16 protein-coding genes are annotated in these 21,150 nt (G+C 61.5%); 9 read left to right on the top strand and 7 right to left on the bottom strand.

Features of this window, described 5'->3' with window-relative positions; genetic code table 11:
- Positions 1-9: 9 nt before the first annotated feature.
- From LOL23_RS00155 to LOL23_RS00120, 8 genes are read left to right on the top strand one after another with little or no spacing between them, the layout of a single operon-like run.
- The gene (locus tag LOL23_RS00155; protein WP_160975930.1) at positions 10-1,503 is read left to right on the top strand and encodes an FAD-dependent oxidoreductase; all 1,494 of its coding nucleotides are present in this window, start codon (positions 10-12) and stop codon (positions 1,501-1,503) included.
- Positions 1,500-2,474 (top strand): ABC transporter permease, encoded by a 975-nt coding sequence (locus LOL23_RS00150; RefSeq protein WP_160975928.1) that lies wholly within the window; start codon positions 1,500-1,502, stop codon positions 2,472-2,474. Before LOL23_RS00155 ends, LOL23_RS00150 begins: the two co-directional genes overlap by 4 nt.
- A complete protein-coding gene (locus tag LOL23_RS00145) occupies positions 2,471-3,400 on the top strand; it encodes an ABC transporter permease (protein WP_237172947.1) in 930 nt (309 codons plus the stop codon). The genes LOL23_RS00150 and LOL23_RS00145 overlap by 4 nt, the downstream gene beginning before the upstream one ends.
- Before the next feature lie 11 nt (positions 3,401-3,411).
- Positions 3,412-4,473 (top strand): ABC transporter ATP-binding protein, encoded by a 1,062-nt coding sequence (locus LOL23_RS00140; protein WP_160975924.1) that lies wholly within the window; start codon positions 3,412-3,414, stop codon positions 4,471-4,473.
- Positions 4,470-5,522, top strand: a complete 1,053-nt coding sequence (locus LOL23_RS00135) for an ABC transporter ATP-binding protein (RefSeq protein WP_237172946.1) — start codon at positions 4,470-4,472, stop codon at positions 5,520-5,522. The genes LOL23_RS00140 and LOL23_RS00135 overlap by 4 nt, the downstream gene beginning before the upstream one ends.
- A gap of 22 nt (positions 5,523-5,544) precedes the next feature.
- Positions 5,545-7,119, top strand: a complete 1,575-nt coding sequence (locus LOL23_RS00130) for an ABC transporter substrate-binding protein (RefSeq protein WP_160975920.1) — start codon at positions 5,545-5,547, stop codon at positions 7,117-7,119.
- Positions 7,120-7,127: 8 nt separating this feature from the next.
- Positions 7,128-8,456 (top strand): acyl-CoA thioester hydrolase/BAAT C-terminal domain-containing protein, encoded by a 1,329-nt coding sequence (locus tag LOL23_RS00125; RefSeq protein ID WP_202411565.1) that lies wholly within the window; start codon positions 7,128-7,130, stop codon positions 8,454-8,456.
- A gap of 7 nt (positions 8,457-8,463) precedes the next feature.
- A complete protein-coding gene (locus tag LOL23_RS00120) occupies positions 8,464-9,594 on the top strand; it encodes a CMD domain-containing protein (RefSeq protein ID WP_202411564.1) in 1,131 nt (376 codons plus the stop codon).
- A 154-nt stretch (positions 9,595-9,748) separates the two neighbouring features.
- Here LOL23_RS00120 and LOL23_RS00115 read toward each other — a convergent pair whose 3' ends face one another.
- The 7 genes from LOL23_RS00115 to LOL23_RS00085 all read right to left on the bottom strand — a co-directional run bounded on the left by LOL23_RS00115 (position 9,749) and on the right by LOL23_RS00085 (position 19,833).
- Positions 9,749-11,140: a SpoVR family protein gene (locus LOL23_RS00115; RefSeq protein ID WP_160975918.1), complete on the bottom strand. Its 1,392-nt coding sequence runs from the start codon at positions 11,138-11,140 to the stop codon at positions 9,749-9,751.
- 1 nt (position 11,141) lies between these two features.
- Positions 11,142-12,332: a DUF444 family protein gene (locus LOL23_RS00110; RefSeq protein ID WP_160975916.1), complete on the bottom strand. Its 1,191-nt coding sequence runs from the start codon at positions 12,330-12,332 to the stop codon at positions 11,142-11,144.
- A gap of 22 nt (positions 12,333-12,354) precedes the next feature.
- Positions 12,355-14,394, bottom strand: coding sequence for a serine protein kinase (locus tag LOL23_RS00105; RefSeq protein WP_237172945.1), 2,040 nt, complete (start codon positions 14,392-14,394; stop codon positions 12,355-12,357).
- A gap of 189 nt (positions 14,395-14,583) precedes the next feature.
- Positions 14,584-15,918 (bottom strand): MmgE/PrpD family protein, encoded by a 1,335-nt coding sequence (locus tag LOL23_RS00100; protein ID WP_160975914.1) that lies wholly within the window; start codon positions 15,916-15,918, stop codon positions 14,584-14,586.
- The gene (locus LOL23_RS00095) at positions 15,905-18,031 is read right to left on the bottom strand and encodes an acetate--CoA ligase family protein (RefSeq protein ID WP_202411563.1); all 2,127 of its coding nucleotides are present in this window, start codon (positions 18,029-18,031) and stop codon (positions 15,905-15,907) included. The genes LOL23_RS00100 and LOL23_RS00095 overlap by 14 nt, the downstream gene beginning before the upstream one ends.
- 5 nt (positions 18,032-18,036) lie before the next feature.
- On the bottom strand, positions 18,037-18,852 hold the full coding sequence (locus LOL23_RS00090; RefSeq protein WP_160975910.1) for an enoyl-CoA hydratase/isomerase family protein: 816 nt from the start codon (positions 18,850-18,852) through the stop codon (positions 18,037-18,039).
- A 33-nt stretch (positions 18,853-18,885) separates the two neighbouring features.
- Positions 18,886-19,833, bottom strand: coding sequence for a Bug family tripartite tricarboxylate transporter substrate binding protein (locus LOL23_RS00085; protein ID WP_160976874.1), 948 nt, complete (start codon positions 19,831-19,833; stop codon positions 18,886-18,888).
- Positions 19,834-19,849: 16 nt separating this feature from the next.
- Between LOL23_RS00085 and LOL23_RS00080 the strand changes: the two genes are divergently transcribed.
- Complete coding sequence (locus LOL23_RS00080; RefSeq protein WP_439652059.1) at positions 19,850-20,809, top strand: IclR family transcriptional regulator; 960 nt, start codon at positions 19,850-19,852, stop codon at positions 20,807-20,809.
- The last annotated feature ends 341 nt before the right edge of the window (positions 20,810-21,150 follow it).

Below are 21,150 nucleotides of genomic sequence, written 5' to 3'. Positions count from 1 at the left end.
ATGACATTGATGACAACTTTGCCCCCGCACACCGCAGCCCCCGCCGACCAAGAAGGCCTGGACCAACTGCTGGCCCGCTACCGACGCGACCTGCAACTGCTCGCCCTGCCTGCCAAGCCCTGGACGCCCGCGCTGACGCATCGGGGGCAGCCCGTACTGGACGTAGCGGTGGTCGGCGGCGGTATGGCGGGCCTGTCCCTGTCCACCGCACTGGCTCACCTGGGCCTGCGCGCCGAGATCTTCGACCAGGCGCCAGAATCCTTTGAAGGTCCTTGGGCCACCACGGCCCGCATGGAAACGCTGCGCTCACCCAAGGAACTGACCGGCCCGGCCCTGGGGTTTTCCTCGCTGACATTCCGCGCCTGGTTTGAGGCCCAGTGGGGCGGCGAGGCCTGGGCCGCGCTGGACAAAATCCCGCGCCTGCAGTGGATGGACTACCTGCGCTGGTACCGCCGCGCCACCGGCGTGGTGCTGCACAACCGCCAGCGTGTCGTGGCGGTGCATCCCCGCGCCGACGGCGTGGCGCAGTTGGACCTGGTGGATGACAGCCAACAGCAGCGCCCCTATCAGGTGCTGGCCCGTCACATTGTGCTGGCAACTGGCCGTGACGGGCTCGGCGGCGCCTGGGTGCCGGATTGGGCGCACAGCCTGCCGGCCGACCGCTGGGCGCACTCGTCGGATCTCTGGGACGGCGCCGCGCTGCGCGGCAAGCATGTTGTCGTAATAGGCGGCGGCGCCTCAGCGATGGACAGCGCCGCCACCGCACTGGAAGACGGTGCAGCCGCCGTGCACCTGCTGATCCGCCGCCCTGAACTCCCCACGATCAACAAAGGCAAGGGTGCCGGCAGCCCCGGTGCCGCGCATGGTTTTCAGAAGCTTCCCGATGCATGGAAATGGCGGATCCGCAATTACATCAACCGCCAGCAGGTGCCGCCACCCCAGGGCAGCACGCTGCGCGTCTCACGCCACGCCAATGCCTACTTCCATCTGGACTGCGCCATCGAACAGGCGCGCCAGCGCGGCGACGGCAAGCTCCATCTCGATACACGGCAGGGGCCGATCGCGGCGGATTTCGTGATCTTCTGCACCGGCTTCCGGCCCGACTGGCAGCTGCGCCCCGAGTTCGCACCGCTGGCGCCCCATGTCCGCCTCTGGCAAGACCGCTACACGCCGCCAGCCGGCATGGAAGACAGCGAACTGGACCTCTCGCCTGACTTGGGTCCGCTTTTCGAGTTCCAGGAAAAGACGCCCGGCGGCTGCCCTGGCCTCGAACGCATCCACTGCTTCTGTTACCCTGCGGCGCTTTCCATGGGCACGGTGTCCGGCGATATTCCCCAGATCAGCGACGGCGCGCGCCAGTTGGCGCAGGGGCTGGCCGGTGCACTGTACCAGGAAGACATTGCCCTGCACTATGCGGCCATGGAGCGCTACAGCGAGCCTGAACTGGAGGGCAACGAGTGGGTTTGCTCGCCCCTGCCACCCTATGAGGGGGAGCAGGCATGACAGGCTGGCTGCTGCGCCGCATAGGCCAGGCCTTGCTGGTGGTGCTGGCCATGACGGTGATTGTGTTTGTGGGCCTGCATGCAATTGGCAACCCTGTGGACATTCTGATCGGCGAAGACTTGAACCAAGAGGAGCGCCTGGCTGCTATTGCGCATCTTGGCCTGGACAAGCCGCTCGTCCAGCAATACTGGCAATTCCTGCGCAATGCCGTATCCGGCGACCTGGGCGTAAGCTTCGTCTACAACCAGCCCGCCATTGGCCTGATTCTGGACCGGCTGCCGGCCACGCTGGAGCTGGCCGTGGCCGCGCTGATACTGGCCATCCTGATCGGCGTCCCGTTGGGCCTGTATGCCGGCATGCGCCCTGAGAGCCCGCTGTCCCGGCTGCTGATGAGCGCTTCCATACTGGGCTTTTCACTGCCGGCCTTCTGGGTCGCCCTGATGTTCATCATGATCTTCAGCGTGCAACTAGGCTGGATGCCAGCCAGCGGCCGCGGCGAAACAGTGAGCGTGCTCGGCGTGCAATGGTCCTTCCTGACTCTGGACGGCCTGCATCATATGCTGCTGCCCGCCTTCAACCTGGCGCTGTTCAAGATCTCGCTGGTGCTGCGCCTGACGCGCGCCGGCGTGCGCGAAGTGCTGCCCCAGGACTTCGTCCGTTTCGCCCGCGCCAAAGGCCTGTCCGAGACCCGGGTCATGATCATGCACGTGCTGCGCAATACCCTGATCCCGCTGGTTACCGTGCTCGGCCTGGAACTGGGCGCCACGATCGCCTATGCCGTCGTAACGGAAACAATCTTTGCCTGGCCCGGCGCCGGCAAGCTCATCCTGGACAGCATCAATGCACTGGACCGACCGGTGGTCGTGGCCTACCTGATGGTGGTGGTGGTGATCTTCGTCACGCTGAACCTGATCGTAGACCTGCTGTACAAACTGCTGGACCCGCGGGTCCGTCTGGAGGCCGCGCAATGAGTCATGCACTTCAAACCACGGTCGCCAAGGACAAGCGCCAAGCGCTGCGCGGCACCTCGATCTGGCGCCAACTGATGGCTGACTTTCTGCGCGCGAGGCCGGCCGTATTCGGCCTGCTCGTCCTGCTGCTGATCGTGCTGGCCGCCCTGACCGCCCCCTGGATCACCCCCCAGAACCCGTACGACCTGCTGCAGCTGGACGTGCTCGATGCCCGGCTGCCACCCGGCTCGCAAAGCATGGAACATGGCTATACCTACTGGCTGGGCACCGACGGGCAAGGCCGGGACCTCTATTCAGCCATTGTGTATGGGCTGCGCATCAGCTTGCTGGTGGGCGTAGGCTCGGCCGTTATCGCAGCCGTTGTCGGCACCCTCGTCGGCTTGCTCGCTGCCTATGCCGGCGGCAGGATAAATGCGGCGATCATGCGCGTCGTCGACCTCTTGCTGTCCTTTCCAACGATTCTGATGGCCTTGATGATCCTGGCATATATGGGCAAGGGGGTTGGCAATGTGATCCTGACTCTGGTGCTGGTGGAATGGGCTTACTACGCCCGCACGGCTCGTGGCCAGGCGTTGGTGGAAACACGCAGGGAGTACGTGGACGCGGCCTATGGCCAAGGCATACCGCGCTGGCGCATCGTCGTTGGTCACATCCTGCCCAACTGCCTGCCGCCGCTGCTGGTGATTGCCGCACTGCAGGTGGCCCGTGCCATCACGCTGGAAGCCACGCTGTCGTTTCTGGGGCTGGGCGTGCCGATCACGGAGCCTTCCCTGGGCCTGCTGATCTCCAATGGCTACCAGTTCCTGCTGTCCAACGAATACTGGATCAGCTTCTATCCGGGCGCTGCACTGTTGCTCACCATTGTTGCCATCAACCTGGTCGGCGACCAATTGCGCGACGTGCTTAACCCCCGCCTGCAGAAATGAGACGCCTACCCATGTCATACGATCAATCTGCAAGCGCGCCCAGCGCCGCGCCGCCGCCCGACGGTGAGCTAGTCCTGGATGTACGCGACCTGCATACGGTATTCGAAACCCGCGCCGGCCGGCTCCCGGTGGTCAACGGGGTGAGCTTTCGCCTGGCGCGCGGCAAAGTGCTCGGCTTAGTGGGTGAGTCTGGCTCGGGCAAATCGGTCACCGGGTTCTCCATCATGGGGCTGCTCGATGCACCGGGCCGGATCACCGCCGGCCAGGTATTGTTCCAGGGCCAGGATTTGGCTGCGCTGGACAGCCGCGCCCTGCGAAGCCTGCGCGGCAATCGCATAGCGATGATATTCCAGGACCCCATGGCTACGCTGAACCCAGTGCTGCGTATCGACGCGCAAATGCTCGAAGCTATCCGCGCCCACCGCAAGATGCTCAAGGCCGACGCGCTGGAGCATTGCCGGCGTACGCTGGCCCGCATGGGCATCCCCAGCCCCGAGGCGCGGCTCAGGTCCTATCCACACCAGTTGTCCGGCGGCATGCGCCAGCGCGTGGCCATTGCCATTGCACTGCTCAACGAACCAACGCTCATCATTGCCGATGAACCAACCACGGCGCTGGACGTAACCATACAGGCGCAGATTCTGTCCGAGATGCAGCAATTGGTGCGTGAGACCGGAACATCAATGATCTGGATCAGTCATGATCTCTCGGTGGTGGCGGGGCTGGCCGACGAAATCGCGGTCATGTATGCGGGGCGGATTGTCGAACACGGCAGTGTGGACGCTGTGCTGGATCACCCCAGCCACCCTTATACCCAGGGCTTGATCGCGAGCCTGCCCAGTGCCGTCACGCATCGCGGCCGCCTGCGCCAGATACCCGGCATGGCTCCCAATCTGCTGGAACTGCCCCGGGGTTGTGCCTTTGCGCCGCGCTGCCCACGCGCCGAGCCGGCCTGTGCGCAGACCCCACCCGTCACCTATGTGGACGACACCACACCGCAAGGCGGCAGCCCACACAGCGTGCGTTGCCATTTTCCCGGCGCCCCTGCCGTATTACCTCGGAGCGCAGCATGACGCACGCCACCGCAACGCAAGCCCTCCTGGATCTGCGGGGCATCCACCAACGTTTCGGCCAAGCCCCGGCAAACGGGCGCTGGGGCCGGTTGATGCAGCGCCTGGGCCTGCGCAACCGTCAACCGGTCGTCCATGCACTGGCTGGCGTGGACCTGCACGTGATGCCCGGCGAAGTGGTGGGCCTGGTCGGTGAATCGGGCTGTGGCAAATCCACCCTGGGCCGAATCGCGGCGGGGCTACAGACGCCGTCCGAAGGCCAGGTGACGGTCTTTGGCAAGCAGCGTCGCCAGCACAATGCCAACGAGGCGCTGCAGGCACGCCTGGGTGTGCAGATGATCTTCCAGGATCCGCAGTCCAGTCTGAACCCGCGGCTGCGTATCAACCGCATCGTTGGAGAAGCGGCGCGACTGCATGGCTTGGTGGATGCCGCGAACGAGGATGACTACGTCTGTACCCAACTCGAACGCGCCGGCCTGGATCCGAGCCTGCGTTTCCGCTACCCGCATCAGTTCAGCGGCGGGCAGCGCCAGCGCATCGGTATCGCACGCGCCCTGGCCGTGCAGCCCCGGCTGCTCGTCTGCGATGAAGCCGTCGCCGCGCTGGATGTCTCGATCCAGGCACAGGTTCTGAATCTGTTCATGGATCTGCGCGATGAGCTGGACTTGTCCTACCTCTTCATCAGCCACGACTTGAGTGTGATCCGCCATCTGTGCGATCGCGTAGCGGTCATGTACCTGGGCCGCATCGTGGAAACCGCGCCGATCGATGAACTGTTCGCCAACCCGCGGCACCCATACACCCAAGCGCTGCTGGCGGAGATACCCCGCATCGAAAATCGCCGCGCAACATTCCAGCCGATCCGCGGGGAGATTCCCAGCCCTATCGCACCACCTACTGGCTGCCATTTTCATCCGCGCTGCCCCCATGCCATGCCCCGCTGCAGCCGCGAAGCGCCCCAGCTCAAGGGCATACCCATCCATCACCTCAGTGCCTGTCATCTGAACGATATGCAACCCAGCATCACGCCGTCCAACCCTGTCCTTTCCTAACCTCATCAAAGAAGGCTACCCCATGCGCACACTCTCGCTTTCCGCACTCGCCGCAGCCGCCCTGCTGGCCGCCTCCGGTGCTGTCGCCCAGGATCTCACCATCGGTTTCGCCGACCCTGTTTCATCGGTGGATCCGCAGTTGAACAACCACGCGGGGGACCGTTCGCTGGCCCTGCACTTCTGGGATTCGCTGGTCAACTCCCGCGACGGCGGCAAGTTGGAACCGGGCTTGGCCGAGAGCTGGAAGACGCTGGACGACAAAACCTGGGAGTTCAAGCTGCGCAAGGGCATCACGTGGCAGGATGGTACGCCGTTCACCGCTGACGATATCGTTTTCTCCTTCACGCGCGCCGGCAGCGTGCCTGGCTCGGTCGCCTCGTACCGCGGCGCCCTGCGCAACGTGGCCTCGACCACGGCCCAGGATCCGCACACCGTCATCATCAAAACCAAAGTGCCCAACCCCATGCTGCCGCTGGAGATCGCCTCGATCTATGTGGTGAGCAAACATATCGGCGAACAGGCCAAAACCGAAGACTACAACAGCGGCAAGGCCACCATCGGCACCGGCCCCTACAAGTTCGTCTCCTACACGCCCGGCGACCGCACGCTGATGGAGCGCAATCCCAAGTATCACGGCACGCAACTGCCCTGGGACAAGGTCAACTTCCGTTTCATCAATAACGGGGCCGCACGCACCGCCGCGCTGCTGTCGGGCGACGTGGATGTGATCGATAAAGTGGCTGTGACCGACGTGGCCAAGCTCAAGAAAACGCCCTCGGTGACCGTCTATGAATATCCCGGCCTGCGTGCACTGCTGATTCAGCCCAGCTTCCGCCAGGGCAGCAATGAATTCATCACCGACAACGCAGGCAAGCCCTTGGCCGAGAACCCGCTGCGCGACGTGCGCGTGCGCCGGGCGCTGAGCATGGCCATCAATCGCAAGGCGATCACCGACCGCATACTGCAAGGCACCGTGACTGAAGCCAACCAATGGATGCCCAAGGGCTCTTTCGGCTTCAACCCCGATATCCCTGCCATCCCTTACGACGCCGCGGGGGCCAAGAAGCTGCTGGCCGAGGCAGGCTTTCCCGAAGGCTTTCAATTGACCGTGCACGTACCGGGCGATCGCTATCCACAAGCGCCCGAGACGATTCAGGCCGTCGCCCAGTTCTGGGCGCGGATCGGCATCAAGACCAATGTGGAAGTCGTACCTTGGTCGGTGTATGCCGGCCGGGCCTCAAAGAACGAATATGCCGTCAGCGTTATCGCCTGGGGCAACGGAACGGGCGAGGCCGGCTACGGCCTGCTGCAGACCCTGGCCACCAACGATGCCAAAGCCGGGCGCGGCGCCAACAACTGGGGCCGCTACAGCAATGTGGACGTGGACAAGGCGCTGGATACCGCCACCGTTGAATTTGACGCACCGAAACGCGAAGCGATCTTCCACCAGGCCGCCAAACTCGTGACCGACGACGTCGGCCAGATCCCCCTGTTCCACTACAAGAACATCTGGGCCTCACGCAAAGACCTGAAAGTGGTGCCCATCCTCAGCGACCGCACCTCGGCCCTGCAGGTTACGCCGGTGGCGTCCAAGTAAGGCTGGCCATGTCTATCCTGCTTGATATCCAACCCGCCACCGCGCTGATCGATGTGCCGCGCCGCATTCATGTGCGCGGTTTGTGTGCGGGCCAACGCGTCAGTCTGCAGACCCGCACGGTGCGCGGGCCGGGGGTCCTGTGGGTGTCGGCGGCCGAGTTTAGCGCCGATGCCGCCGGCACGGTCGACCTAGGCCGCGACGCGCCCATCAGCGGCAGCTACAGCGGCGTATCGCCCATGGGGCTGATCTGGTCGCAATGCCCGCGCGAATCGGGCAGCTCACGCGACACCTTCGCAGCGGAACCCAGCGCCCCCCTGCGCACAGAGGTCAGCCTGCTGATCGACGGCCAGGCGATCTGCCATGCCGAGCTGGTGCAAGTGCTGGCCGCCGAGGGCGTGCGCCGCCGCGAGGTGCGCGAGGAAGGTTTGTCGGCTACCTTGTTCACCCCAGCCACGCCCGGCCCGCATCCAGTGGTCATGGTGCTCAACGGCTCCGGCGGCGGCATCAACGAGCCGCGCGCCGCCCTCTATGCGTCGCGCGGCTATGCGGCCCTGGCGGTTGGTTATTTCAAATGCCCTGGCCGGCCCGACTATATCTCGGATACTCATCTCGAGTATTTCGAAACCGCCCTGCAGTGGATACACCGCATGCTGCAGCCACGCGATGGTTTTGTAGCCCTGAGCGGCCAGTCTCGCGGCGGCGAGTTGGTGCTGCTGCTGGGTTCGCTGTTTCCGGACATGGTCAAGGCGGTTATCGGCTACGTGCCAGGCGCCGTGGTCCATTGCGCCCAGAACGCCTGCAACCCGGCCACCGGCCGGGACGGCCCAGCCTGGATCTTCCGCGGCCAGGCCCTGCCCCACCTCTGGGAGAACAACCGTACGGCCACCTGGGCACCCTGGGACCACGGCCCCGAGCCCCGCCGCCATACTCATGCCATCCTCACAGGCCTTCAGGACGCCGACGCGGTCGAGCGTGCCCGCATTCGCGTGGAACGTATCGACGGCCCGGTCATGCTGCTTTCAGGGAGCGACGACGGCTCCTGGCCCTCCTCGCTGTACAGCCGCATGATCAAGGACAGGTTGTCCGAGTTTTCACACCCCTACCCCGTTGAACACCACGACTGGGAGGGCGGCGGGCACGCGATCGTCTTCCCCTACGTACCTACAACCCAGTTGGAATACGCGCACCCCGTTTCGGGCCGGCGCAGCACGTCGGGCGGCACACCGGCCATCAATGCCCAGGCCGACGAGCAATCCTGGACTGCGGTACAGGCATTTCTGGCACGCGCCTGCGCCGCCCATGCGGCACGGGCTTCATCTCCTTTCTCCACGCTTTGAGGCATTCATGACCACCAACGCACCAGTGAATGATTCCCTTGATCTGATCGACCAGTTGACTCAATTGGAGCAGTATCCCGCCGTCAAGGCCATCCGCCACCAGCGCGACAAAGTGGTTGCTGCCACCGCGGGCAGCTACCGCTGCCTGTTCGACCCCGCCCTGCCTGGGCTGAGCTTGGGCGAACGGCTGCGGGTAGCGCAAACTGTGGCACAGCTCTCGGGGGCCACATTGCTTGAGCACCATTACACGCACGCCTTGGCCGGAATCGACGAGCGCATCGCCCGGCCAGCGCGCGAAGCCGCCCTGCAGCGCTTTGCCACGCTGCTGACACAAAACCCGGTGGATGGCGACCAGGCCAGCATCGATGCACTGGGCGCCGCAGGCGTCGCCCCCGCCGATATCATTACGCTGGCACAGTTGATCGCCTTTCTCACCTTTCAGGTGCGCATCGTCGCCAGCCTGCAGGCCCTGACCGCGCTGGGCGACGACCTGCTTGCCCCTGCGCCTCTGGCGTCGGGCGATGAAGCCTTTGTGCATCCACATCACCTGCCTAAACCCGGCGAGCAGTTGAACATTAACGGTTTCACCAGCCAGACACTGGGCTGGAAGGCCTGGGTGCCGGTGGTGCGGCTTGACGCCGCCACGCCCGAGCAGTTGCGCGTCCTGGAAGCCAGCCACCCATCCGCCAAAACCAGCGACTATTACCTTGCACTGATCCATCAGCCTGAGATCCTGCAGGAACGCTCAGTGGTCTTCAATGCGATCATGTATGCGCCCGGAGGCCTTGCGCGCGCCGAGCGCGAACTGGTCAGCACGGTGGTTTCGCGCATCAACGGCTGCGTCTACTGCGCTTCGGTCCATGCCCAGCGCTTTGAACAGTTGGCCAAGCGCAATGACGTCATCGCGCAGATCTTCGATGACCCACACAGCGCCGGCACCAATGCCCGCGAGCGCGCATTGATCCAGGCGGCCGTCGCCCTCACCGATGCCCCCAGCCGCTTCGGCGCAGCGCCTCTGCAAGCCTTGCGCAGCGCCGGCCTGAACAACACCGAAATCCTGGACGCCCTGCACGCCGTGGCCATTTTTGCCTGGGCCAATCGCTTGATGCTCAATCTGGGAGAGCCCGTGTACGGCTGAAGACCGAACGCACGGACAAGACTACTTCGGAATGCGCGCACACAGGCCGTCAAGGCCGGTTGCGCGCTGTACCGAACGCTTCCGGCTCAACAACGCCCATACAGACCGCGTTGATGAATGCGCACGCAACGCGCAACACGCACGTACATGCCGCTCAACCAACGGTCAGCGTCTTCGCGTTTCCGTTCTCGTCTATCGTTTCCAGGGCCACTTGGCGGCGCCACACCAGCGCGATGTATTCCAGCACTTTCTGCGCACGATCCAGGTCCAGGCCGCGACCGTCGGCAACGTGGTCCTGCCGCAGCATCAGGCTCCCGTCGTTGCTTAAGCTAACCGCCTGCACATGCGGCGCGCCGAAGTTGAACTTGGGCGCGATCAACCGTTCCCGCATGACGTCGATGTCCACATCTTCGATTTCGACGCGCGACCCCGACATGGAATCACGGACCTGGCGGTAATTCAGCAATTGCAGCTGCTCGACAAGCGCCTCGTTCAGATGGTTGCGGATAAAGCTGAAGTCATCCTCTTCGGCGCGAATCTTCAGCGCGGCTTCCAGGCCTTCGTTTTCGATGATGTGTTCCCACATGGAAAAGCCGACGTGATAGGGATTCAGATCCAGGGCAATATCCTTGCCGGTCGCGAAGGGCCGGATGACATCCGAGTGGGACTTGATGGCATCCAGATACAGATCATTCGGCAGGAAATCGGCTTCGCGCAGCAGACGCGCATGCCAGTAGCTGGCCCACCCTTCGTTCATGATCTGGCACGCGAACACAGGATAAAAGTAAAACGACTCTTCGCGAACAGCCAGAAAGATGTCACGCTCCCAGCCTTCCATATCGGGCGCATAGCGGGCAATGAACCACAACAGGTCCGACTCGGGGTGCGGCGGGATGGGCGCCCGCTGGCGCTGTCTGACGGGGCTTTCCGTCTCGCCCGGCAATGCCGCGTAGCGCGCGCGAAACCCGGTAGGCTTCAAGGCCGGGTTGGGCAATATATATGGTTCGTAGTCCGGCCGATGAATAGGCTGGTCTACATCGATATGCTGCTCCAGCGCAAGCGCCGCATCAAGCACCTGTTCCACGCGCCGCCGGCCGTGTTCTTCGATCGCGGCCTGTATGCTGCGCGCACGCTCGGCCGCCTCGGTCACGATGTGATACCCCACCTGCTGCTGGATACGTGCAAACAGCGCGTTGTTCTTGGAGAAATCCGCGTGCCCGAGCACGTGCGCAGTCACCAGCGTATTCTGCGCCAACCCGTTATCGGTGACCAGATAGGCGCGGTTGGGGTTGCCCGGAAACACAACCTCAAAGATATGCGAACCGCCCATGCGGTGCTGCACATGCTGATGGATGTAGCGCACGCCGAAGGACCAATGTGGCATTCGAATGGGCAGGCCATAGACGGCAACCTCCATCATGAACGTGTTCGGCACAAGCTCGAAATCAACCGGATCAAAATCCAGCCTGTTGCGCACAGCCAAGGCTTCAAGCTTCGGCATATAGCGCGTCAATTGGTCCAGGCCTCGCGCATAGGCAACCTGCATCTCAGCCTCCTCCGTCCGCGTAGGCCTTGGCCTCACGCTGGAAAAAGCGACGCACCGCTTCCCACACGTCGCCACGATCGTGCATGGTGTATGTGCCCGCCGGATAATCGCGCGACTCCATCGAGCGGAACAGCCGGCCCGTTGCCGAAACCCCCGATTCATGCGGGTTCTGCGGCGTCTCCACAAACCCCATGAAATTGACGATATCGCCCAGTTTGCGCAGCAGGCTGCCAGCCAGTTCCTGATCGTCGGCAAAATTCTCGCCGTCGGAAGCATAAAACAGATAATGGTTATAGCACCGCGTGGGATAGCGTTTGGCGAATATATCCAGGGCTAGGCTGAAGGCGCTCGACGCAATCGTTCCACCCGTCGCAGTCACCTGGAAAAACTCTTCTTCGGTGAATTCCCAGGCCTGATCGGTATGAGCAATAAAGACGATCTCCAGCGCACTGCCGTACTGCCGCCGCAAACCTTGCACCACCCAAAAGAAAAACGATTTGGCCAGCTTGCGCCGTTCCGCATCCATTGAGCCGGAGACATCCAGAACCAGCGCCACCACCGCATCGGTCGCGGGACGCTGCCGGCGCGCCAGCTGCCTGAACCTCAAGTCGTCATCGGAAAACGGCGGCGCCCCCGCAGGCTGTGCATGCCGGCGCTTGATCGCCTCTTTCATGGTCAGGCGTCGATCAAGGCGTGCGTGCGGGCCATGCCGGCTCCAGCCTTCGCGCACCAGTTCCTCGTCTTTGAGCGCATCGCTGGCCCGCGGCTTAAGGTCGGGCAGATGCAGCTCATCCCAGATCCAGTCCACGATGTCCTCGAGCCGCAGTTCCAGCAGGAAGCGCAGCTCGCCGCCGCCACTGCCCCCTGCGCCGGCCTGGCCTCCCTCGTCGCCCTGCCCTTGCCGATAGACATCGTGCGGCTGGCCGCCCCCCTGGCCCACACCCGATTGCTCACTGGGCGAATTCAGACGAAAGCGATAATGCTCCAGAAAACGAATGGGCACCTGCACGGTATGGCTGGACGGACGGCTCAGGATATCCGCCCCTGCAATCAACTCAGGGAGTTGCTCGCGCACCGCGTCGCGAACCTTTTCATTGTGCCTGAGCCAATCGCGGGCACCGCGCGAGAACAAGTCGTACCAGCGGTGCGCTTGCGCCAGGTTGGAAAGCTTCCGAATAACTGGCGTAGTCATGGCGGCGCCCCATATGCGCTGGCTACTCCTGCGCCAGCAGCGTGGTTACATAATTGAGCGCCTCGTGTGCACTGTGCGCGTCGTAGCCATAATCGTTGACCAGGCGCTCTTCAACAGCTGAGATTTTCTTCATGGCCTCGGCATCGGCGCGCGTCCTTGAAGTGACCAGGCGCAGCACATCGCGCCGCTCCTCGAACAGATACTGCTCGATCGCCTCGCGCAGGCGCGCATGCTCGGCCAGCGTAAACTTGGCGCCGCGCTTATAGGCACCCAAAGCCTTGCGCACGATTTCCTGGCGGAAGGATGTCTTGCCCGAATCGGAAATACTGATCTTGGTTTCCACGCTGCGCAGGAAGCGCTCATCCGCATCGCGCTCCTCACCCGTGATGGGGTCTTCGACCTTGCGGCTTTCGAGTACGGCCTCGACTTCATCGAGGTACTTGTCCAGCAGCTCCTGTGCCTCGTCCTGGAAGGACACAAACATGGCTTTGTGCACGTCCTCCTTGACCCAGCGGTTATAGAACTCCTTGCGCGTGGTCACTAGAAAATCAGTCCACTGCTTCTTGACTTTGGCATCCATGCGCGCATCCGACTCAATCGCATCCTTGAGCGCCAGCATTACTTCCATCGCAGTCAGACTCTTGCTTTCAGATTGGCTGATCGCGCCCGCAAGCGCATTCACGATAAAGCGCGGCGACACACCATCCATACCCTCGTCGGGCTGCTCGCGGATGATGCGCTCTGCTTCCGCGTCGGAAACCCCCTCCACCGCTTCGTGCGCGTGAATGCGCAGCTTCTTGCTCAGGTCCAGGTCTGCGCGCTCGGAAGGTTTCAGCCGCGTCAAGATTGCAAAGACCGCCGCCACCCGCAACGCGTGCGGATCCAGGTGAACCCGCCGGAACGACGGTGTTGACGACGTAAGCTTATGATAGATGCGCGCCTCATCGGTGTAGCACAGGGTATAGGGCACCTGCACAATCACCATCCGATCCAGCAGCGCCTCGTTCTCCTTTTCCTGCAGAAAGCGACGAAACTCGGCCATATTGGTATGCGCGACAATAGTCTCGTCGATATAGATGAGCGGGAACCGAGATACCTTCACCACCTGTTCCTGCGTCAGCGTCAGCAACAAATACAGGAACTCGCGCTTGACCTTCAGGATTTCGATCATTTCCAACAGCCCGCGGTTGCCAGCGTACACGGCGCCAGACCACGACCAGGCGCGCGGATCGCCCTCATCACCGTATTCGGCCACCTTCGACAGATCGACCGAGCCGACCAGGTCGGCGATATCCGCAGTGGTGGGATCATGCGGCGCATAAGTACCCACCGCTTTACGCGCCGCTTCATCGATAAAGATGCGATGCACCGGCACGCGCGCAAAGTCTCCGCCGTACTTGTCATCCAGCAGCGCGCGGGTGAAGGGCGAGAGCTCGCCCCGGATGTCGACGCCGTAGGACTCTTTGAAGTCAGCCTGTTTGCCGTGCGGGATAAGCAGCAGCGGCGATTCCTGGATGGGGCTTTCCTGGATGGCATACAACGCGCCCTCGTCGGTACGGCTGTAGGCCTCGAGCCCACGCTTGAGCAAAGTAACCAAGCTGGATTTGCCGCCTGACGGAGGCCCCAACAGAAGCAACAAACGCCGCCCGACCTCAGAGCCTTCGCTGGCGGCCTTGAAGTAATTGGCGACGCGCTCCAGTGCCTGGTCGATGCCGAACAGATCATCTTCGAACAATTTGTAGCGCGTAGGGCCTTGCTTCTGGGCCTCTAGGCCGCGCCAGCAGATCATGTCCCAGATGTACTGATGGCTGGAACGGGCGGCACGCGCCGGGTTGCCGGCGACGATGTCGCGTAGATAGTCGTTGAAGCTGCCTTCCCATCGCTGCGCCTGCTGCTTGCGCGAATAGTCTGCCAGCGATTCGACAAACTCAGAACGTTGCCGTTCGGCTTCTTGCTTGCGATCGATCACGGCTTCCTCCAGTATGAAGCCAGGCTGCCTGCCAGCATCGGCCATATACAGATGGAATGGTGGCGGCTCACCCTCGTTATCCAACTCTAGCACTTGGACAAACCGTTACGGCCAGAGTTCAGAACCCTCAAGCCCAGCATACTGCGCCCGGCGGAGAATCGCAAAATAGTTTGATACGCACGTCATCCTGACAAGGGGGCGCGCGGCGAAATCCATAGCCTGATCAACTGCTGCAACGTCAACGTATTAGCTTCGACGAGAAAGTAGAGGAAGACGATGCCATCACACTGACCAAGCCACCATCTGATGCGCCTGCATCTCCCAGAGTGTTTGTAACAATCGATGCGCCCTCTCATCGCCAACAACGCCTCCAACCAGCTCCCCGAATTTGGCTTCCAATTCAGTGTCGCTCAACGGAAATTCGGGATCCCCTTTGCGAGCAGGCTGATGGTGGGACAGGCAACGACCGTTCGTCAGCGTAAAGACAATCCGTGCGGCACGCTCGCAAGGAAACTTGCGGTCGATCTCCGGATCAATCGCTGCCGTAATACGGCCCATCAACTGCCGCGTCGCGGGGCACGACAGCCGTGCATCGGAGTAGGCGCTCAGGCGAACATCACCGTGTATAAGTGCGGTGGCCACCATATATTTCATGCTGAAACGCGCTTCGTTGGCTGTTGCCGGCTTCTCATGGCAGGCAATAGCCAGTGCGGGCTGGTAAGTGGCGATATTGATTTGCCGGATGTCGGCGGGCGCGACATCATACTGCCGTTTCAACGCCAACGCTCCGTCCACTGCCGGGAATACGTGTCCGCAGCCCACATGATTCTTGACTGTGAGACGTGCAATGTGAAAATCTTCTCCCAGCGTCTCAGCGATACCAGACCACGAGGGGCCGTCACTCATGGCCCGCCCCAGCCCCGTTTCTCCCTCCATGATGTCCAGCGATCCGGTTACACCGCGCCGGGCAAGCTGCGCGGCGAGAATGCCTGCCTCCGCCGCACGCCCCGCGTGCAAGGGTTTGGACATCGAGTCCATGCGAAAGGCTTGCTGCAGCCCGGCGGAAAATGTAGCAACCGTGGCTAACGCATGCGCAAACGATTTTGTGTCCAACTGGTATGCGGCGGCGGCCGCCGCCGCCGCGCCAAACGCGCCGATTGTCCCCGTGCTATGCCAGAAGCGGTAATGGGCGCGCCCCATTGCCATTCCTATCCGCGTTGATAACTCGTAACCGATAACCACACTGCGAAGAAACGCCCGTCCGGATATGCCAGCTTCTTGCGCTGCGGCCAGCGCAGCGGCAATGGTAGCGGCACCTGGGTGATACATGGCATCGCGGAAGCTATCATCTAGTTCCGCTGCGTGTGCGGCGGCACCATTCAACAATGCCGCAGCCCGCGTCGTGGCTCGCCGACCAAGAACAAGGTGCGCGCGGCCATGATCCAGATCATCGGCGACCGCCAGTTCGAGCAACCTTATCGCCTCGTTCCGGGTACCGGGAAGCACAGAGGCATACCAGTCGATGACAGCTCGCTTGGCATGATGCATCACCCAATCAGGCAAAGGCCTGGCCAGCAGGACGGTCGCGCCCCGCGCAAGCTGTTCACTCACATACATGGGAACGCTCGTCGATCAATGCCCGCGACTGCCCAATTATCGCAATACCGTCCGCAGCCTTTACCCCCTGGCCATCGGGGAGAACGAACAGCGGATTGATTTCCGCTTCACGCAAACACTCTCCCATCTGGGAGACCATATGCGAAAATGCCACGATCGCGTCCGTAAGAGCTTCCGTATCGGCCCTTGGACGGCCGCGATAGCCATTGAGCAGCGGCCATGCCTTCAGTTCGCGCATCATGTGGATGGCTTCCTCGCGGGTCAATCCACCTTTCTCAGGCAGCAAGCGCATCGTAGTGTCGTTGAACAGTTCGGCGGTAACGCCGCCCATGCCGAGCAAAATTGCGTCCCCTACCGGATCCCGATGCAAGCCGAGTATAAGTTCAACGCCGCCGCTAACCATCTCCTGTACGAGATACCGTTCGGGTGCGTTGCCGGTGCAGGCCAATACTGTTTCTCGCATTCTTTGCACATGCTCAACCATCTGATCGGCGGTTACACCCAGCGCAACACCGCCCACGTCGCTCTTGTGTGCAATGTCGCGCGACAGAAGCTTGAGGACAACCTTAGGGCCCAGCGTACTGGCTGCCGCTTTTGCCGTTACCGCATCGCGCGCAATCACTTCTCGTACCGACGGAATGCCGAAGCAGGCAAACAACTGCTTAGCCTCGGACTCGTCAAGCGAGCCGTCAGAAAACGTTGGGACATTCACAGTTGGAGACAGAGAAGGCAACCGCCAGGCCTTCACGCCGCTCGCCGCTCTCAGCATGGCATCGAGTGCAACCGCGCAGCTTTCTGGTTCCGTAAACGCCGGAACGCCTTGCTGGTTCAAGAGTGCGATGATGTGGGGAGCATGAGGGCTTACATACGCAATGACAGGTTTGGTGCTTTCGGGCAGGCAATCGCGGATAGCGCCTGCCATCAGCTCAGGCGCGGCGAGGCTGGATGAGCCAACAATGACCGCAACAGCATCATAACTGTCGCTCTCCAAGAGCGCACGAATTGCGCCCCGCAGGAGATCCGGCTGCAAGCCCGCGAGCGTCACGTCGATGGGGTTGCGATCCAGCGCAGCGTGGTCACCCGTCTGGAGTGCGCGCAACCGGCCAGCTGTTTTGGCATCGGGTGCAGGCGTTTCGAAACCCTTGAGGCCGAGCGCGTCCGATACCAGCGTACCGGCTCCGCCCGTAGATGTAAGAATGGCGACGCGTCTGCCGTGCAGCGTGCGGTTTGTTGAAAGCGCCGCCGGCATATCCAGTAGATCGCTGAATCGTTCGGCGCGGATGACACCGGTCTGCTTGAACAACGCATCATACGCCTTGTCAGTGCCCGCCATAGCCCCAGTGTGGGATACCGCTGCCCGTGCACCCGACTCGGTTCGTCCAACTTTGAAGGCAACCACAGGCTTACCCACATTGGCGGCTTTCAGTGCTGCGGCCCTGAACTTTGCTGGATTCCGGATCGTTTCCACATAGAGAGCGATAACATTAGTTGTCGCATCATCCGCCAAGTAGCTTATAAAGTCCGCCAAATCCAGATCGGCTTCATTGCTCGTAGCAACGAGTTTCGACAGCCCGATGCCGCGTGTGGCCGCCCGCGATAGCAATGAACCGATAATGCCGCCGCTTTGCGACACAATGCCGATCGTACCCACAGGAAAATGATCCATTTCCAGGGCACTGCTGGCTGACAACGGAATACCTTGTGTCAGATTGACCAATCCGATTGTATTCGGCCCCAGGATGCGCATGTTGCCCGCCGCTTCCAAAAGCTCTCGCTGGCGCAGGGCCCCTGCTATCCCCGCCTCTGTATAGCCACTGGCCAATACAATTGCCGCAGGGGTTCCGCGCCGGGACAGCTCCCGTACAGCATGGTGCGCGCGGTGTGCTCCCAGCAGCACAATGCCGACATCAGGCGTTTCGGGTAACGAGGCAACGTCGGGGTAGCACTTTAGGCCGTCAATTGTGTCGACCTTCGGATTGACTGGGTAAATCGCACCACCAAAGCCATGCTTGCGCAGATAGGTGACGGGCCTGCCCGATGTTTTTGCCGGATCACCGGATGCGCCGATGATCGCGACGCTGCGAGGGCTGATCAAGTGTGAAATCGCATCCATATTCGTCAAGCCTTCTCTTCGGCCACCGCTGCGCGGCGCTCATCTCTCTGTTTCAGGAACGCCTGTACCGCTTGTTTGTGCTCTCGCGTCGTATAGCAAACCGCCTGCGCCTGGCTGCCTTGTGCAAACACCTGGTTGGCGCTCAATTCAAATGTCTGGTTCAGGATTGTCTTGCCCAAGGCCAGCGCAGTGGCCGAGCCGCTACTTAGATCCTCCGCCCAGCGCCATGCGGCCGACAGCAAGCCATCGTGCCCGACCACTCTATCTGCAATCCCGAGCTGCAAGGCTTCGGCGGCATCTACTTTTCGTCCACTGAAAATGAGATCTTTTGCCTTGGCCAAGCCTACGCGGCGCGGCAGGAAGTAAAGACCGCCTCCATCTGGAATCAGGCCCCGATTGATGTAGGACCAGGTAAACGAAGCAGCCTCGCTGGCCAGCACAAAATCACAGCTGATGGCTGTATCCGCCCCGAGGCCCGAGGCAGCGCCGTTGACAGCCGCAATTGTTGGTTTCGGCATGGAATGCAGCAGCGAAACACATTGATGGACGTACTGCTGGCGCGTCCATCCATTGAAGCCGACGTCGCCGGGGTCGGCTTGCATGCGCTTTTCCATTCCAGCGACATCGCCGCCCGCACAAAACCCCTTGCCGTTGCCCGTCAAGACAACAGCCCGAACCGCACGGTTGGTAGTAACTTCCTGAAGAACTGCAATGTATTGAGCGCGCATATCATCGCTGAAAGCATTGCGTTTCCCAGGCCGGTTCAAATAAATGGTCGCGATGCCGGACTGTATATCCAGCTTGATTAGTTCTTCAGTCATGAAATTTCCCGCTTTTTGCGGCGTCTGTTTGGATCAATTAGAGGAAATGTTGCTTGAAGCGACGATGTCAGCCCATCGGCGCTGTTCGCTCTTCACGTACTTATCCAGCTCTTCAGGGGTGCCCGGGGTCACCATCAACCCTTCATGCTGTACCTTGCTGATAAATGCATCGGCCTGAGCCGCTTCGGTCGCCGCCTTGTTCAGGCGAGCGATCACTTCCGACGGCGTACCGGCAGGCGCATACAGGCCATACCAGCTGTCCAACACATATCCAGCAAGGCCCTCTTCGGCAATGGTGGGTATATCAGCAAGGGCGGGCGATCGCTGGGCTGTTGTGACTGCCAGGGCACGCAAGGTACCTGCCTGGAGCGCTGATCCAACCGCTGCCGCTGTGCCAAACATCATGTCGACATGGCCGCCGAGCAAATCATTGAGCGCCGGGCCAGCGCCGCGATAAGGAACATGTGACATGTCTACCTTGCCGAGCTTCTCAAGCAGTTCGCCTGCAAGGTGCGCCGAAGTTCCTACGCCCTGAGACGCATACGTAACGGTTCCAGGCGCCTTCTTAGCCGCATCAAGCAGATCTCGAACAGACTTGAAGGGGCTATCCGGACGGACCACTAGCACGCTGGGCGAATGCCCCACCAGAATCACCGGCGCGAATGCCTTGTTCGTATCGTAGGGCAGGTTAGTGCGCAAGCTAGGGTTGATTGCATGAGCGAAGGTGGCCATCAGCAGGGTGTAGCCATCAGGCTTGCTGCGCGCCACCTCCTCCGATCCAATCGTTGTTCCAGCACCCGGCTTGTTCTCGACGATCACTGGCTGGCCAAGCGCCTTGGACATGCCATCTCCCAGGAGGCGGGAGATAAGATCCGTCCCTCCGCCGGGTGCGAAAGGAACGACTATGCGAACCGGATGCTCGGGAAAGGCCGCGGATGCGGGCGTCGCCCCCGCGGCACATGCTGCCGTCGCAAACGCCATGATTACAAGGCGGCCTATGACTGAAATAAATCTCGTTCTCACGTTTTTTCTCCTTGGTAATAGTTATGGTGTCTCGGCCTGGCAAGCATGCACCGACCCGAAATCAAGTCAGTTCAGTGTAGAAGCTAAACTACGGCATGAGCGCATCGCAATTTCACTCTGTGAAATTGAAAACCTGATGGAAAAGGAGGACGTTATGGCCAGGAAAGAAGAGTCGCTGCGGCTGACAATGCCCGCCCAGAACCGTTCGTTGCTGCGCGGAATCGAAATACTGCGTGCGTTTCGTCCTGGCGCGGGCCTGCTGGGAAACAGCGAGCTTGCCGATCGTACGGGCCTCTCCACTGCCACCGTCAGCCGGCTTACGCAGACGCTCGTTCGCGCGGGCATGCTCGATTACGATCGTATCGAGCGCGCTTACCGCCTGGCTGCTCCGCTCCTCAGTTTTGGACAGGCTATGCGGGCAGGGTCGCCTTTGTTACGGATTGCCGCACCACTCATGCGCGCTACCGCCGAAGAACTCCGTATTAATGTCGGCCTGGCGACCCGGGATCGCGATGAAATGATTTACCTGGAATCCGTCAGGTACAACCGCAAGGTGTCGCTGCGCAACGTGGTCGCGGGGCTGCGGGTGCCCATCGAACTCACATCGCTTGGCCGGGCATACCTTGCAGCAGTACCGAATGCGGAGCGTGAAGAAATCATGTCGCATCTGCGCGCCCGACGTGCCGGTGAATGGAAGAAGCTCGAAGCGGAAATCAAGGAAGCAGTGAAGAATGTGGCCGCTCAAGGCTACTGCGCGGCATCGTGGCAACCCGAGGTATCGGCATTGGCTACACCGCTTGTATTCGACGATTATCCGGTTCACGTACTGAATGTCAGCGTGTCAGGTCGCGAAGCCATGATGGATGTAGAGCAAAGACTGCATCGCCCGTTGCTGAAACTGGCGAAATGTATCGTACAGGGGCTCGAGCGATAGCGCGCCTTCCCGAGCATTCCGACCCCGAAACCTAGCTGGTTTTTAATGGATTGGATTGGATGAAATTGGCAATAAAAAACCCGCATAGCTAGTGCTCATGCGGGTTTTTGAAGGCTTTTACCCCAGATAATATGGTGTGGGATAGTAACCGGTGCAAAACCGCGTTGGATGTACGCAATACAAGCCCTGCGGGCTGCTGCGAACCATTGCGAACTCAATCGAAAACAGTCTTGGGCGAGTTCTTCAGCAATCGGCGATGGCTGGCAACCGCCTCGCACACTCGGGCGGCGTGCAGATCCAGTAGATGAAGTCGTCCGGGTGCTGGGCGGTCAGGTTGCAGC

The organism is Paracandidimonas lactea (genome assembly GCF_021653995.1).
Lineage (GTDB): Bacteria > Pseudomonadota > Gammaproteobacteria > Burkholderiales > Burkholderiaceae_B > Allopusillimonas > Allopusillimonas lactea.
Note: the sequence above shows the minus strand (reverse complement) of the source record. Positions and strands in the feature narration are given on the sequence as shown.

Excerpts from the sequence above, each read along its gene's own strand:
- LOL23_RS00140 (WP_160975924.1), top strand. The coding sequence starts at position 3,412 with ATGTCATACGATCAATCTGCAAGCGCGCCCAGCGCCGCGCCGCCGCCC.
- LOL23_RS00090 (WP_160975910.1), bottom strand. The coding sequence starts at position 18,852 with ATGACTGAAGAACTAATCAAGCTGGATATACAGTCCGGCATCGCGACC.
- LOL23_RS00085 (WP_160976874.1), bottom strand. The coding sequence starts at position 19,833 with ATGGCGTTTGCGACGGCAGCATGTGCCGCGGGGGCGACGCCCGCATCC.
- LOL23_RS00150 (WP_160975928.1), top strand. The coding sequence starts at position 1,500 with ATGACAGGCTGGCTGCTGCGCCGCATAGGCCAGGCCTTGCTGGTGGTG.
- LOL23_RS00125 (WP_202411565.1), top strand. The coding sequence starts at position 7,128 with ATGTCTATCCTGCTTGATATCCAACCCGCCACCGCGCTGATCGATGTG.
- LOL23_RS00080 (WP_439652059.1), top strand. The coding sequence starts at position 19,850 with ATGACTGAAATAAATCTCGTTCTCACGTTTTTTCTCCTTGGTAATAGT.
- LOL23_RS00115 (WP_160975918.1), bottom strand. The coding sequence starts at position 11,140 with ATGCAGGTTGCCTATGCGCGAGGCCTGGACCAATTGACGCGCTATATG.
- LOL23_RS00135 (WP_237172946.1), top strand. The coding sequence starts at position 4,470 with ATGACGCACGCCACCGCAACGCAAGCCCTCCTGGATCTGCGGGGCATC.
- LOL23_RS00155 (WP_160975930.1), top strand. The coding sequence starts at position 10 with ATGACAACTTTGCCCCCGCACACCGCAGCCCCCGCCGACCAAGAAGGC.
- LOL23_RS00130 (WP_160975920.1), top strand. The coding sequence starts at position 5,545 with ATGCGCACACTCTCGCTTTCCGCACTCGCCGCAGCCGCCCTGCTGGCC.
- LOL23_RS00110 (WP_160975916.1), bottom strand. The coding sequence starts at position 12,332 with ATGACTACGCCAGTTATTCGGAAGCTTTCCAACCTGGCGCAAGCGCAC.
- LOL23_RS00120 (WP_202411564.1), top strand. The coding sequence starts at position 8,464 with ATGACCACCAACGCACCAGTGAATGATTCCCTTGATCTGATCGACCAG.
- LOL23_RS00100 (WP_160975914.1), bottom strand. The coding sequence starts at position 15,918 with ATGTATGTGAGTGAACAGCTTGCGCGGGGCGCGACCGTCCTGCTGGCC.
- LOL23_RS00145 (WP_237172947.1), top strand. The coding sequence starts at position 2,471 with ATGAGTCATGCACTTCAAACCACGGTCGCCAAGGACAAGCGCCAAGCG.
- LOL23_RS00095 (WP_202411563.1), bottom strand. The coding sequence starts at position 18,031 with ATGGATGCGATTTCACACTTGATCAGCCCTCGCAGCGTCGCGATCATC.